General features: G+C 45.4%; 14 protein-coding genes and 1 tRNA gene. 8 read left to right on the plus strand and 7 right to left on the minus strand.

The annotated features are described in order from the left end of the window. Positions 1-246: 246 nt before the first annotated feature. Positions 247-933, minus strand: a complete 687-nt coding sequence (locus tag R8O70_RS03345) for a general secretion pathway protein GspB (protein WP_017820253.1) — start codon at positions 931-933, stop codon at positions 247-249. Further along, complete coding sequence (locus tag R8O70_RS03350; RefSeq protein WP_017820254.1) at positions 933-2,549, minus strand: ExeA family protein; 1,617 nt, start codon at positions 2,547-2,549, stop codon at positions 933-935. The genes R8O70_RS03345 and R8O70_RS03350 overlap by 1 nt, the downstream gene beginning before the upstream one ends. A gap of 137 nt (positions 2,550-2,686) precedes the next feature. On the opposite strand from R8O70_RS03350, the gene R8O70_RS03355 reads away from it, so the two are divergent. After that, on the plus strand, positions 2,687-3,907 hold the full coding sequence (locus tag R8O70_RS03355) for a multifunctional CCA addition/repair protein (protein ID WP_005379907.1): 1,221 nt from the start codon (positions 2,687-2,689) through the stop codon (positions 3,905-3,907). A 52-nt stretch (positions 3,908-3,959) separates the two neighbouring features. Here R8O70_RS03355 and R8O70_RS03360 read toward each other — a convergent pair whose 3' ends face one another. Genes R8O70_RS03360 through folB form a run of 3 tightly spaced genes read right to left on the minus strand, consistent with a single transcriptional unit; the run spans position 3,960 to position 5,616 of the window. After that, the gene (locus R8O70_RS03360) at positions 3,960-4,763 is read right to left on the minus strand and encodes an undecaprenyl-diphosphate phosphatase (RefSeq protein ID WP_017820255.1); all 804 of its coding nucleotides are present in this window, start codon (positions 4,761-4,763) and stop codon (positions 3,960-3,962) included. A gap of 14 nt (positions 4,764-4,777) precedes the next feature. Next, positions 4,778-5,260 (minus strand): 2-amino-4-hydroxy-6-hydroxymethyldihydropteridine diphosphokinase, encoded by a 483-nt coding sequence (gene folK / locus R8O70_RS03365; protein ID WP_005387457.1) that lies wholly within the window; start codon positions 5,258-5,260, stop codon positions 4,778-4,780. Continuing rightward, positions 5,257-5,616, minus strand: a complete 360-nt coding sequence (folB, locus tag R8O70_RS03370) for a bifunctional dihydroneopterin aldolase/7,8-dihydroneopterin epimerase (RefSeq protein WP_005379859.1) — start codon at positions 5,614-5,616, stop codon at positions 5,257-5,259. Before folB ends, folK begins: the two co-directional genes overlap by 4 nt. Before the next feature lie 250 nt (positions 5,617-5,866). Here folB and plsY point away from each other — a divergent pair, with 250 nt between their 5' ends. Next, positions 5,867-6,478, plus strand: a complete 612-nt coding sequence (gene plsY, locus R8O70_RS03375; protein ID WP_005379857.1) for a glycerol-3-phosphate 1-O-acyltransferase PlsY — start codon at positions 5,867-5,869, stop codon at positions 6,476-6,478. A gap of 34 nt (positions 6,479-6,512) precedes the next feature. Here plsY and R8O70_RS03380 read toward each other — a convergent pair whose 3' ends face one another. Further along, positions 6,513-7,328: an alpha/beta fold hydrolase gene (locus tag R8O70_RS03380; RefSeq protein ID WP_005379855.1), complete on the minus strand. Its 816-nt coding sequence runs from the start codon at positions 7,326-7,328 to the stop codon at positions 6,513-6,515. Between the two features lie 176 nt (positions 7,329-7,504). Continuing rightward, positions 7,505-8,521 carry a tRNA (adenosine(37)-N6)-threonylcarbamoyltransferase complex transferase subunit TsaD gene (gene tsaD, locus R8O70_RS03385; protein WP_005379854.1) on the minus strand — a complete coding sequence of 339 codons (1,017 nt, stop codon included), beginning with the start codon at positions 8,519-8,521 and terminating at the stop codon, positions 7,505-7,507. Positions 8,522-8,751: 230 nt separating this feature from the next. Here tsaD and rpsU point away from each other — a divergent pair, with 230 nt between their 5' ends. The 6 genes from rpsU (at position 8,752) to R8O70_RS03415 (ending at position 14,605) form a co-directional block, all read left to right on the plus strand. Continuing rightward, complete coding sequence (gene rpsU, locus R8O70_RS03390; protein WP_001145625.1) at positions 8,752-8,967, plus strand: 30S ribosomal protein S21; 216 nt, start codon at positions 8,752-8,754, stop codon at positions 8,965-8,967. 27 nt (positions 8,968-8,994) lie between these two features. After that, complete coding sequence (locus tag R8O70_RS03395; RefSeq protein ID WP_005379720.1) at positions 8,995-9,438, plus strand: GatB/YqeY domain-containing protein; 444 nt, start codon at positions 8,995-8,997, stop codon at positions 9,436-9,438. Between the two features lie 148 nt (positions 9,439-9,586). Then, on the plus strand, positions 9,587-11,353 hold the full coding sequence (gene dnaG / locus R8O70_RS03400; protein WP_258625278.1) for a DNA primase: 1,767 nt from the start codon (positions 9,587-9,589) through the stop codon (positions 11,351-11,353). 99 nt (positions 11,354-11,452) lie between these two features. After that, the gene (gene rpoD, locus R8O70_RS03405) at positions 11,453-13,315 is read left to right on the plus strand and encodes an RNA polymerase sigma factor RpoD (protein WP_005395986.1); all 1,863 of its coding nucleotides are present in this window, start codon (positions 11,453-11,455) and stop codon (positions 13,313-13,315) included. A gap of 155 nt (positions 13,316-13,470) precedes the next feature. Then, positions 13,471-13,546 (plus strand) — tRNA-Ile (locus R8O70_RS03410). Positions 13,547-13,801: 255 nt separating this feature from the next. Next, complete coding sequence (locus R8O70_RS03415) at positions 13,802-14,605, plus strand: MetQ/NlpA family ABC transporter substrate-binding protein (RefSeq protein WP_017633488.1); 804 nt, start codon at positions 13,802-13,804, stop codon at positions 14,603-14,605. The last annotated feature ends 60 nt before the right edge of the window (positions 14,606-14,665 follow it).

The following is a 14,665-nucleotide window of genomic DNA, read 5'->3' on the forward strand; positions in this document are numbered from 1 at the left end:
GATGGGGTCTAACGTGGACCAAGTCATTACTCCGAAGTTCGTGAAGATGGTGTCTTTTTACACAACGCTGACTGGAATCGCGCTATCAATAGATGAATGATATTGGTGCTATTTAAACGACTGAGAAAAGCTATATTTTGCTTGTTTGAGTATCTAAAAATCATCACCAGAATAGATGCAAAAGATGCTCTGAAAAATAAAAAGCCAGCGATATGATTTCGCTGGCTTGATGTGTTTCTACAAGAGTTAGCCTTTCCACTCATACAACGCTGGTATACGAATTTGCTCACCTTGGAACTCAACAATCACAGCTTGCGGTTGTATTTCTCTTAGAGTGACCTGATCATCAACGACATCCCCTTGATGATACTCAACATTGTTAATTTTCACCCAACGGCGATTTTCATCACTAGCGTACATATGGGTTTGCAAATTAAGCGCAGGTAGACGCCCTTGCCACTGGTGAGCGTTGCGCTCTAAATCGTTCACGCGTGCCGTTTGTGATGAAGAGTTGTCATCATCTCGGGATAAGGCATTTTCGACCTTCCTAGCTAAATCAGGAGATAATGAGGATAAATCCAGATCATCCAAAGACAACCCGAGGTCCTCTTCAGCAGGAGAAGTCGTTTGGGTTGATGCTGAGTTGCGTGTTTCATCTCTGCTTGGTGTATGGCTCGTGTATTCATCGGGGGTGGTAAATGTACCAAAATCACGCGATAGCTCTGCACTTGGCCACTCTCTTGGCAATTGGGCCAACTGGGTGTTCTCTGGATAGTCTAATACTTTGAAAGGTGATACCACTTCGACCTTTTCTATCGGGGACGTTGTATCTACTTCAACACTCGGTGCAAAGAGATCTAAGTACCAAGCGACTCCAATAGCAGAAGCAGTGATTGGCAGCAAGAACAGACCTATATGTTTCACAGCTGACATTATGCGTCCTCCTTCTCTATTCTCGCCAGTTGAGGCGCATCTGGCTGAACATTTTGCTGAAGTCGGTCTAGCGTTCGCTTACCTGCAATACCATCGACACCAATTCCTTGCCAGCGTTGAAATAACTCGACTCGCTCTTTCATCGCACCATCAAAAATAGACGTTTCAAGCAGTGGCTCACTCACCGCTTCTGCTAATAATCGGTCTAATACTTCAATCGCAGGGCCTTCCATGTCTAAACGTAATGTTTCATTCAGCGGAGCATGCCACAGTTCGATAATATTGCCCTGCCACAACGGCTTTAACCATGAAATTGGCAGACGGAGACGCTGCTTACCATTGAGCACTTCAGCTTGGTCATTACCGACGGCATATAGAATGACATACCCAACATCACCTTGATAATTCAACTCCAAGATCACAGGGCGATTTTGTTGCATCAACAGCGGCCAAGTCGCCATTTTACGCTCACAACGCATAGTCGACTGCGGTTCTGACAAACAAAGGTTATCGCGAACCGATGCTTGATACCCCCACAAACGATACAAATCATTTACAGCGAGGTTCGACTGTTTTTGTGTTAACAATAAAGCACGCTGCTCATCCGTTAACTGTTGGCTGACGACGGTTGGTGTTGGCTCTACTCTTGGCTCCGTCACTTGTGTCAACACTGACGTCGCTTGAGCTGGCATATAATTCACGACCGCCCACCCCGTACTTAATGCAGCAATAAGGCCTACCGTGACAGAGCCCCAAGCAGGCCAACGGAAAGTCCGGCGCTCTTTTTTATCTTGCTGATAAATATCTGCCTGAAACTGCATCACCTCTTCACAGGCCTGCTGAACGGTTTGCTTATCCACCACCACATTACCCTGGTGATAACTAATGTTGAGGGATTTGTCACAGATAAGGTTGATGAGCCGCGGTATACCGTGACTGTATTTGGCTATAAGTTTACAAGAAGCACGATTAAACAGTTGCTGGTCGCCACCTGCTGTATGTAGTCGAAATGCGATGTAATCTTCTGTCTCTTTTTCATCCAACGGCAACAGGTGATAACGCCCGGTAATACGCTGGGCAAGTTGGCGTAGTTGTGTTGTTTGTAATAACCGCTGCAATTCAGGCTGCCCGACCAACAACACTTTGAGCAATTTTCTGGTATCGGTTTCCAAGTTGGTCAACAAGCGCAACTGCTCTAGAACGTCGGCAGCAAGGTGTTGAGCCTCATCAATGACCAGCAATGTCTGCCAGCCTGAACGATAATTACGCAGCAAATATTGATGGATAACCTGGTTTAGCTGTTTGAGGTTTGCATCTGGCGGATAGGTGATTTTGAACTCATCGCAAATGGCTTCGAGCAAGTCTCTACTCGAAAACGTGGGATTGAGAATAAGACCCGCTTTGGTGTTATCACCCAAATTCGCCAGCATCGCTTTTGCGACGGTCGTTTTGCCTGTACCTACTTCGCCAGTAAGCATAGCAAAGCCACCGCCATCGCCTAGCCCAGCTTGGAGATGTGTGATTGCCTCTTTGTGACGTTGGCTTAAATACAAATAACGTGAGTTTGGAACAATCGAAAATGGTTGTTCGACAAACCCAAAAAAGTCCTTATACATTAGGCTCTCCAGCTAAAAAACCACCTGGGAATAGTCAGACATGGTATAAACGCTCTTCTTCTATTCTTAGGAGTAAAGAAAAGTACCATTGCTTGCTACAATGTCCAACGGCATATCCATAAATTAAGAGGTAATTCGTGCAAGTTTATTTAGTAGGTGGCGCAGTTCGAGATAAATTGCTCGGAATTGATAGTTATGACAACGACTGGGTGGTCGTAGGCGCGACGCCCGAGATGATGCTGTCCCAAGGATACACCGCCGTTGGTAAAGACTTTCCTGTATTTCTGCATCCCAAAAGTAAAGAAGAATATGCCCTTGCACGAACAGAGAGAAAGTCAGGTTCTGGTTACACTGGTTTTGAATGTTTCTTCGATCAAAACGTCACCTTAGAAGAAGATTTGATACGTCGTGATTTAACCATTAACGCGATGGCAATGGAGAGTGATGGCACGATCCATGACCCATATGGTGGCCAGCAAGATCTCAACGATAAACTGCTACGCCATGTATCAGACGCCTTTATTGAAGACCCTCTACGCGTTTTACGTGTCGCTCGCTTCGCAGCGAAGCTTGCTGATCTAAACTTTACGGTTGCCGACGAAACCATGCGGTTAATGCGTCACATGGCAGAGTCCGGAGAGCTGAGCACACTGACTCCCGAGCGTGTTTGGCAAGAATGGCATAAATCTCTCTCTACTCCTCGCCCTGATATTTTCTTATCGGTTCTACGAGACTGTGGTGCATTAACCGTGGTGTTACCTGAAATTGATGCACTATTTGGCGTACCTCAACCTGAGAAGTGGCATCCAGAAATCGATACTGGCATCCATACTTTGATGGTGGCAGAGCAAGCCGCAAAATTGAGTAACTCACTCCCCGTCAGGTTTGCCGCCCAAGTGCATGACTTGGGTAAGGGCGTGACGCCAGAGAGCGAATGGCCAAGCCACAAAATGCATTGCCATACAGGATTAAAACTGATCAAAAAGCTGTGCGAACGTGTCCGGGTACCAAATGAGTTTCGTGATTTAGCCTTGATGGTGTGCGAACAGCACTCCAATATTCATCGCGCGGCTGAACTTAAACCACAAACCATAATTAAAATACTCAATAAACTTGATGTGTGGCGTAAGTCCGAACGTCTGCAAGATATCTTGCTTTGCTGCCAAGCGGATCACGCTGGTCGTAAAGGACTGGAAACGCAACCATATCCACAGGCGGATATTTTTAGGCAAGCCTACCAAGCAGCAGCGGCAGTTGACGTTCAAGCCATTATCAAAGAGGGCTTTAAAGGCCCTGCGATTCGTGACGAGCAAGAAAAACGACGTATTGAAGCAGTGAAAGCAGCACTTAAGAAGTAACGAACAAACAAAAACGCCCGCGGATTTCGCGGGCGTTTTTCGTTAACATCAATTATGCACTTAATAGAAAAGCGAACAAACCGACGCCCAAAATGAGACGGTAAATCACAAACGGTGTCATGCCCATTCGTGAAATCATCTTCAAGAAGAAGTGGATACAGATGTACGCACTGATAAACGATGTGATAATGCCAGTCATTAAGAAACCAACATGGACAGGTTCACCACTGGTCACTAACTTCATGCCTAAGTAGCTACCAGCTAATGTAATGATTGGGATCGACATTAAAAACGAAAATCGGGCAGCCGCTTCTCGAGTAAAGCCAAGGTAAAGCGCTGCTGTGATGGTCGCCCCTGAACGTGAAGTTCCAGGAATCATCGCTAAGGCTTGAGCAATACCGATAAATACAGCTTTCTTCCAACCCGTTTGGTATTCATCGGCAACGAGTTTAGCGTTTTTGTCTACCCACCATAGCAACAGGCCAAATACGATCGTAGTAGTCGCGATGACGTAAGCGCTACGTAGATACACTTCAATGATGTCTTTCATCAATAAGCCGAACACACAAGCTGGAATCGTCGCAATCACGATCATCCAAGCCAATTTAGCTTCTTTACTGCGATCTCCTTTAAAGATCGAAGCAAATAACGCTTGAAACAAAGTGATTACTTCATGACGAAAATAGATCACGACAGCCATTAATGTACCGACGTGAACAGCAACATCAAAGGCTAGACCTTGGTCTTCCCATCCTAAAATAGCGGAAGGCAGGATCAAATGGGCAGAGCTTGAAATAGGCAAAAACTCTGTCAGCCCCTGAATCAGAGCCAAAATAAAGGCTTCAAAATAACTCATGTAAACAACTCAAATTAAAAATGAAAGGAAACGGGTTTGAGCGAATCGACTGGCTGCATAGCATGCCAAATGTCTGCGACTGTGCGTCCATCGCCTGGGATCACTAATTGCGGTTCGAGATCATACAGCGGCTTTGTGACAAAAGGATATTTGTAGATATCACTGCGAGGTAGCTCAGGTTTTTTCTTGGAGACGCGCTCACCGAACAACACTATATCGAGATCCAGTGTTCGATCCTGATACTTTTGCGCGTTTTCTTCGCGTCCCCACTTAAATTCAATCTCGCGTAGTTGATGGCTCAACTCTTCTAATGACAACTCGGTACGCATTGCAACGACAAAGTTGTAGAAATTCTTGCTGCTAAAACCAATAGGTTCGCATTCATATATCGGTGATACGAGGAGATTTTCTCCAAGCCGTTGCAGCTCCTGATACGCAGCAAGCACATGTTGCTCTCTTTCTACGTTCGTCCCAACACCGATATAGGTGGTGATCATGCTCGGCCTCGCTCAATCACCACACCAACAGCACGTGCTTGCGGCACGGCGCCAGGCTTCGCTAGGCGGATTTTCACCCAAGGCACTGAGAAACGCAGCATGATAAGCTCTGCTACTTCTTCAGCCACGCGCTCGACCAGTAAGAAACGACCATTTTCAATGTGGTTAAGTACCGCCTCACTCACCTGCGAATAATCCAGTGCATCTTGCACATCATCACTTTTGCCCGCAGGTTTATTATCGTGTGCCATTTCAATATCTAGAACCAACTTTTGTTTGATTTGTTGCTCCCAGTCGTACACGCCAATTGTGGTGATTACTTCTAACTGTTCAATAAAAACTTTATCCAGAGCCATCTTATGTCCTTCTATTACAGAGGTCGGATACCCGTGAGGGGTAATTTGATCGTAGTATTCTATACCTAAGTAACATTTACTTTGGTCATCACAATGTTACTTAGGTATAAACTGCGAAAGCATCTTTATATACAAGAAATCACATAATGCAAGCTCTATCACAGTGAGGATTTCTGCATTATGTAAATTCGGGGTATGATAGCAACTACGCGGGAACCGAGCATTAAATTCCAATCCATCAAGGACTTCTATGGACGCACTGGCACTGATAATGACAATGGCCGCCTATTTATTAGGTTCGGTTTCCAGTGCGGTTTTGATCTGTCGACTCTTAAAACTGCCAGACCCACGCAGTGTGGGATCTAACAATCCTGGAGCAACGAACGTATTGCGTATTGGCGGACGAGGAGCCGCTGTTTCAGTCTTGTTGTGCGATATGCTCAAAGGCACTATCCCCGTGTGGGGCGGATACTTTCTTGGTATCGACCCTATCATTCTTGGCGTCATCGCCATTGCTGCCTGTCTTGGCCACATGTACCCCATCTTTTTCCACTTTAAAGGCGGAAAAGGTGTCGCAACCGCGCTTGGCGCTATCGCTCCGATTGGTTTGGACTTAACAGGATTGGTGATGTTAACTTGGCTGTCAGTAGCCGCGCTATTCCGCTATTCATCCTTAGCGGCTCTCGTCACGGTTTTGGTCACTCCGTTTTATACTTGGATGTTTAAACCGCAATACACGTTACCTGTTGCTATGCTGTGTTGCTTAATCGTATTTAAGCATCATCAAAATATTCGTCGGCTTTTGTCTGGCGACGAGCCAAAAATCGGCGAGAAGAAACTGACACAAAAAAACTCGGCTTAATGCCGAGTTTTTCGTTTAAAGAGGGGTGCATTGGTTACGCATGAACTCGATTCAGGAAGTTCAACAACATTTGGTTGACGAACTCCGGCTGTTCTAAACAACTGATGTGTCCCGCTTGCGGAATTTCTACCAACTCACTGCCCGTGATACAGTCTTTCATTAAATACGATTCGAAAACCGGGCGAGGCTTATCTTCACAGCCCACCGCAATTAACGTCGGCAGAGCGAATTTTTCCGAATCTTCAATCACATCACGGCGACCAAACACCATGCGCCCCATGCGAGCTACTTCCACCGCACGCTCACCGTTCAGCTCTTCTAAACTGCGTTTGAATGAAGCGACAAGTTTAGGGTTATCCTGATTGACGTTGTTGGCAAAGAACAGCGGCACAACGGCTTCAATAATTGGCGCAGGCACTGCTTGGACTTGGCTGATGGTATCAAGCATTGCAAAATACTTTTTATACGTAACTTCTGGCTCCCAGCCAATGAAGGTATCCATCAATACCAGTGACTTAACACGTTGCGGCGCTTGAGCCGTTAGCTCAGCTCCCCACATGCCGCCAACAGATAAGCCCACTATCGAGAATTCTTCGATATCTAAATGATCCATCAATGCCAACATATGTTGTGCATAGTCGGCCAATGACTGTGTCGATGCAGGTGCAGCGTCCGATTCACCATGTGCCCAAAGATCTGGCACAATACAACGGAATGACTGGCTTAAAACCTCAACTTGTGGCGCCCACATTTGGCTATCCCAAAGGTAACTATGACCAAATAGAAGCACAGGGCCCTCACCTTTATCTAGATAAGCAAGTTGCTGACCTTCAATTTCAAACTTATTCATTGTTATATCCATTTCTTATTCTTCCACGTCATCCTAGCACTGAAACAATCGCGAACTGATCGCATCAGTCAGAATGTAAAACGAGGCGGTTCATTGAATAATTAAAAATAAAGGCCTCTGAGGAGCAGAGACCTTTATTACAAAGAACCGGTTTCAAACCTACCGCATAAATTTGACTAAGCGACAGGTGTTAGTTGATCAATTGGCCAACGTGGACGAGCCTCTACTGACATATCAGCCACTTCGCCATTCTTCAAGCGCTGCATGCCTGCGTAAGCGATCATCGCACCGTTATCTGTACAGAACTCAGTACGTGGGTAGTAAACTTCGCCGCCAACTTTCTTCGCTAACTTCTCTAACTCAGCTCGCAAACGACGGTTAGCACTCACACCACCAGCAATAACAATGCGTTTCATGCCTGTTTGCTCAAGCGCGCGCTTACATTTAATAGCCAACGTAGCACACACAGCCTCTTCAAATGCCAATGCGATGTCCGCGCGGGTTTGCTCGTCATCACCGTTTGCAGCAATCGTGTTAGCCGTAAAGGTTTTTAGACCAGAGAAACTCATGTCCAAACCTGGCACATTCGTCATTGGGCGCGGGAACTTAAAGCGGCCCGGTGTACCTTTTTCCGCCAGTTTAGATAATAGTGGACCGCCTGGGTAATCCAAACCCATTAGCTTCGCTGTTTTATCAAACGCTTCGCCCGCCGCATCATCAATCGACTCACCTAGAATTTTGTACTCACCGATGCCTCTCACTTCCACCATCATAGAGTGACCGCCCGATACTAATACCGCCACAAACGGGAACGGTGGAGGGTTATCTTCCAACATTGGGGCCAATAGGTGACCTTCCATATGATGAACAGGTACCGCTGGCACTCCCCAAGCATAAGCAATACTGCGACCGATAGTCGCACCCACTAATAGCGCCCCAACAAGACCAGGCCCCGCGGTATACGCGACACCATCGATGTCTTTTGAAGTTAAGTTCGCTTCTTTTAGTGCCTCTTTAATAAGAGGAATGGTTTTCTTTACGTGGTCACGTGAAGCCAACTCAGGCACCACACCGCCGTAATCTGCGTGCAGTTTTACTTGGCTGTATAGCTTGTGTGACAAGAGACCGTTTTCATCGTCATAAATTGCGATGCCAGTCTCGTCACAAGAGGTTTCAATACCAATAATGCGCATGGTTTTCTCAGTATGCTTTCTGTATAGAGGAAATTTGGGCGTCATATTACCTCGCCTTGGTGCTGCAAACAAATTTTGTACAGACAATAATCGACAAAAGGCTTTACAAAGTAGTTGTGATCGGATTAAAATTCCGCACCATTTTTGATCAAGCTGGTAAGAGACCTAACAATTGTGATTTGGTCTGTTGAATACCAGCGTTAACGAATAACCCCTGAGGTGAAAGGCATATGCCAGTAGTTAAAGTACGTGAAAACGAACCGTTCGACGTTGCTCTACGTCGTTTTAAGCGCTCTTGCGAAAAAGCAGGTATCCTTTCTGAAGTGCGTCGTCGTGAGCACTACGAAAAACCAACTACAGTTCGCAAACGCGCTAAAGCAGCAGCTCAAAAGCGTCACGCTAAGAAGCTAGCTCGCGAAAACGCTCGTCGCGTTCGCCTGTACTAATAACTGAGCTCCAAAAGGAATTTAGTTATGGCTCTGATTGATCAACTCAAAGAAGAGCAAAAATTAGCGATGAAAGCCAAGGACAAATTGCGCCTTGGTACTATTCGTTTAGCCCTATCAGCAATCAAGCAACGTGAAGTTGACGAACAGATTACTCTGAACGATGACGACATTCTTGCAGTATTGACCAAGATGGTTAAACAACGTCGCGATTCTGTAGCGCAGTTTGAAGCAGCGGGTCGTCAAGATCTTGCTGATGCGGAACAAGCAGAAATTACCGTTCTTGAGGACTTTATGCCTCAACCACTGACAGACGAAGAAGTAGCGGCTCTCATCGAGAACGCGATTGCTGAATCTGGCGCAGCTGGCATGCAAGACATGGGCAAAGTAATGGGCGTTCTGAAACCGCAAATTCAAGGGCGTGCAGATATGGGTAAAGTAAGCGGTTTAGTTCGCGCTAAATTGGCTTAAGGTACCCCACCCAATTGCAGCAAGCCGTGCTATCCTTTGGAGCGCACGGCTTGTTTGTATCTGGATGGATGGAATGAAATCAATGGGCAATACGCTCATTCTTTTAAGGCATTCACTCCACTCATCATCTTCTTTTTTGTTAGGTTTTATGGCTGGACACATCCCTCGCAGTTTTATCGATGACCTTCTAGCTCGACTTGATATTGTCGATATCATCGACGCACGTGTGAAACTTAAGAAAAAAGGCAAAAACTACGGCGCATGCTGCCCTTTCCACAACGAAAAGACACCCTCATTCAGTGTCAGTCAAGAAAAGCAGTTCTACCATTGTTTTGGTTGTGGCGCGCACGGAAATGCCATCGATTTTTTGATGGAATTCGACCGACTAGAATTCGTCGAAGCCATTGAAGAACTCGCTTCATACTTGGGTTTAGATGTTCCTCGAGAACAACGTAGCAGCGGTAATGGTTCGTTTCAGTCAGGCCCACAAGCAAGCAGCAGTGAAAAACGTAACCTATACGACTTAATGGGCAGCATTGCTCAATTTTATCGTAACCAACTCAAACAGCCAGCAAGTAAGGTGGCGATTGAGTATCTAAAAGATCGTGGCCTGTCTGGTGAAATCGTCCAGAAGTTTGGCATCGGCTATGTGGCTGATGAATGGGATTTAGTTCGTAAGAACTTTGGCCAGAATAAAGAAAACCAAGACATGCTCGTCACAGGCGGCATGTTGATTGAAAACGATAAAGGCAACCGCTACGACCGATTCCGTGGTCGAGTGATGTTTCCTATTCGAGACAGACGCGGTCGAGTAATAGGCTTTGGTGGTCGAGTATTAGGTGATGGGACACCAAAATATCTCAACTCACCCGAAACCCCGATATTTCATAAAGGTAAAGAGTTGTATGGCCTTTATGAAGTACTACAAGCGTACCGTGAGCCACCACAAATTTTAGTGGTTGAAGGCTATATGGATGTTGTCGCGCTTGCTCAATATGGCGTAGATTATTCCGTTGCCTCATTGGGAACCTCGACAACGGGCGATCACTTGCAAGTGTTATTCAGGCAAACAAGCACCGTCGTGTGTTGTTATGACGGTGACCGCGCAGGCCGTGAAGCCGCGTGGCGTGCCATGGAAAATGCATTGCCTTACCTAACGGATGGTCGCCAGTTAAAATTCATGTTTTTGCCGGATGGAGAAGATCCCGACTCTTATATCCGACAAAACGGAAAACAAGCATTTGAGCAGCAAGTGTCTAATGCGATGCCCTTGTCTGAATTCATGTTCAGCTCATTGACTCAGCAGGTCGATATGAGCACGAAAGAAGGCATGGCAAAACTGAGTACTCTTGCGGTTCCTCTCATTGATAAAGTCCCTGGCGGCACTTTAAGACTATACTTGAGAGAATTGCTTGGCCGCCGTTTGGGTTTGGTTGATGAACGCCAACTACAGCAGCTAATTTCAAAACAAGGTAAAGAGGATAAAAGGCCTCAACCTCATAAAGAAATCAAGCGAACGCCGATGCGAGAAGTGATCGCGTTACTGATTCAAAACCCACAATACGTAAGTATGGTGCCAGATCTAACTAGCGTTAGAGATTTGCCCATTCCTGGTCTAAGTTTATTTGTTGATGTACTTGATAAATGCCAAGCGCATCCCCATATCAACACAGGCCAATTATTAGAGCACTGGCGAAACAGCCAAAATGAGACCCTTCTGTCTCGTCTCGCGAGTTGGGACATTCCACTCGATGAGGACAACCAAGAAGAAATCTTTTTAGACTCACTGGATAAAATTATTGCCCAGTGCGTAGAAAAACAAATTGAAAACCTGCAGGCCAAAGCAAGAAGTGTCGGTTTATCAGCCGAAGAGAAAAGGGAGCTGCTAGCACTTATGCTAGATTTAAAAGCGTAACCCTGTTTAATTAGTCAGCAACGATTTAATTTGTTATAGTAAGTGGTTTGCATTTCGCATACTGATTCCTTCACCAGATTACGAAGTTGGATACCGTCTATGGATCACAATCCGCAGTCACAGCTAAAGTCACTTGTTATTAAAGGCAAGGAACAAGGCTATCTGACCTACGCCGAAGTAAATGACCACCTACCTGCTGAAATCGTAGATTCAGAACAGGTAGAAGACATCATTCAGATGATCAACGACATGGGCATTAAGGTAGTAGAAACTGCTCCTGATGCTGATGATTTAGCACTGAACGATGACACAAATATTACCGATGAAGATGCAGCCGAAGCTGCAGCCGCTGCACTTTCTAGCGTAGAGAGTGAGATTGGTCGTACAACAGACCCAGTACGTATGTACATGCGTGAGATGGGTACTGTCGAACTTCTAACTCGCGAAGGCGAAATCGACATCGCAAAACGTATTGAAGAAGGTATTAACCAAGTTCAATCGTCTGTTGCTGAATACCCAGGCACAATTCCGTACATTCTTGAGCAATTTGACAAAGTTCAAGCTGAAGAACTACGTCTTACAGACCTAATTTCAGGTTTTGTAGATCCAGATGCTGACGACACCGCTGCACCAACGGCAACACACATCGGTTCTGAACTGACTGAATCTCAGTTAGAAGAAGAAGACGATGAAGACGTTGATGACGACGAAGATAGCGATGACGATTCAGATGATTCTGAAGAAGATGTAGGTATCGATCCTGAATTAGCGCTAGAGAAATTCAACCAACTACGCAGCACCTATCAAAATCTTCAATTAGCAATCAACGAGTACGGCTATAACAGCCCGAAAGCAACCGTTGCTAATGAAATGATGCTAGACGTATTCCGCGAGTTTCGTCTAACACCTAAACAGTTTGATCACCTAGTGAATGAACTGCGTACTGCTATGGATCGCGTTCGTACTCAAGAGCGTCTGATCATGAAGTCAGTGGTTGAATACGGCAAAATGCCGAAGAAATCATTCATCGCGCTGTTCACTGGTAATGAATCAAGTGAAGCTTGGCTGGATGAAGTTCTTGCTTCAGACAAGCCATACGCTGAAAAGATCAAACGTAACGAAGAAGAAATCCGTCGTTCAATCGCTAAGCTAAAAATGATTGAAGAAGAGACTTCTCTAAACGTACAGAACATTAAAGACATCAGCCGTCGTATGTCTATCGGTGAAGCAAAAGCTCGCCGTGCGAAGAAAGAGATGGTTGAAGCGAACTTGCGTCTTGTAATTTCTATCGCGAAGAAATACACCAACCGTGGCCTACAGTTCTTGGATCTGATCCAGGAAGGTAACATCGGTCTGATGAAAGCGGTAGATAAGTTCGAATATCGTCGTGGTTACAAGTTCTCGACTTACGCAACGTGGTGGATCCGTCAGGCAATCACTCGTTCAATCGCGGACCAAGCACGTACGATTCGTATCCCGGTACACATGATCGAAACGATCAACAAGCTAAACCGTATTTCTCGTCAAATGTTGCAAGAGATGGGTCGCGAGCCACTACCGGAAGAACTGGCAGAGCGCATGCAAATGCCAGAAGACAAGATTCGTAAAGTTCTAAAAATCGCTAAAGAGCCTATCTCAATGGAGACACCAATCGGTGACGACGAAGATTCGCATCTAGGTGATTTTATCGAAGATACAACGCTAGAACTTCCGCTAGATTCTGCAACAGCAACTAGCCTTAAAGTGGCAACAAAAGACGTGCTTGCAGGTCTAACGCCACGTGAAGCGAAAGTACTTCGTATGCGCTTTGGTATCGACATGAACACTGACCATACTCTAGAAGAAGTTGGTAAGCAGTTCGACGTTACTCGTGAGCGTATCCGTCAGATCGAAGCAAAAGCACTACGTAAACTTCGTCACCCAAGCCGCTCAGAGACTCTGCGCAGCTTCCTAGACGAATAATCGCAGCGCATACAAGCTTTTAGAAATCAAAAAAGGTGACTTTAGGTCACCTTTTTTATTATCTACTGTTCTAAGTGGATAAAAACTAAGCGCAATTGCCCTAGTTGGTATCTAGACACCTTGCAACGCTTCCCCTATAATCGTTGTCCTATTAAGGCCCCTTAGCTCAGTGGTTAGAGCAGTCGACTCATAATCGATTGGTCCGCAGTTCAAGTCTGCGAGGGGCCACCATATTCCGAAAGGCGTAGCAGGTTAATACCTACTACGCCTTTTTTGTATCTTATATCTTTGGGTACAGTTGCGGTAACTCGTCACTAACCTCGTAATAGCTTTTCCTCTTCCCCTTTTCTTTAACTATTATCTGGCTTTCTATACGAGCAATAGAAACAAAATGTCCGCTCGTGATTTAAACCATTGACCCTCAGACAGCTTCTGATAGGATGGACATATAAACGTATGGACGTCTAAATAAAAAATGGAGCTACAATGAAAAGTATTGGTCACTTAAAGAAACTAGCTTTGATTCTCACGGCAGTAGTCGGCTTAAGCGCTTGTGGAGAAAAAGATGACTCTGTCATTAAAGTGGGCGCGACAGTTGGACCACATGCACAAGTAGTCGAGGCGGTAGCGAAGGAGGCAGCGAAGCAAGGTTTGAATGTCGAAGTCATTGAGTTTTCTGACTACGTGACACCTAATGCCGCTCTTAGCGATGGTAGCATCGATATTAATAGCTATCAGCACCAGCCATTTTTAGACAACTTCAACAGTAGCCATAACGCCCAATTAGTATCAATTGGTCAGTCCATTCTTATGCGTATGGGGCTTTATTCCAATAAGTATCGCTCACTGCAAGAGCTTCCAAACAATGCACGTATAGCGCTTCCAAATGACCCTACCAACGGTGGTCGTGGTCTGTTGCTACTCGCCGATGCAGGTTTAATTGAGCTGAAACAGGGTGTTGGCCATAAAGCCGCCCTAACTGATATCACAAAAAACGCAAAATCATTTGAATTTGTCGAGGTAGATGCCGCTCAGCTACCAAGAACATTAGATGATGTGGACGCGGCTGCGATTACAATGAACTACGTAATGTCTTCTGGTTTAGATCCGAAGAAACAAAGTATCTATCTTGAAGCAAAAGACGCCCCATTAGCAGTCATGGTCATCGCCACTCGTGACGCAGACAAAAATAATGAAGCGTATAAAAAGTTCGTTTCTATTTATCAATCTCAAGCGATTCGTGATTATCTCGATCGCACTTTCAAAGGCACAATCGAAGCAGCTTTTTAATCAATAAAGCAGCGACTACTTTGCCCCACGAATCAGATAGAAAAGAGGCTAATGTTTTCT

Source organism: Vibrio sp. 779(2023) (assembly GCF_033344285.1).
Lineage (GTDB): Bacteria > Pseudomonadota > Gammaproteobacteria > Enterobacterales > Vibrionaceae > Vibrio > Vibrio alginolyticus.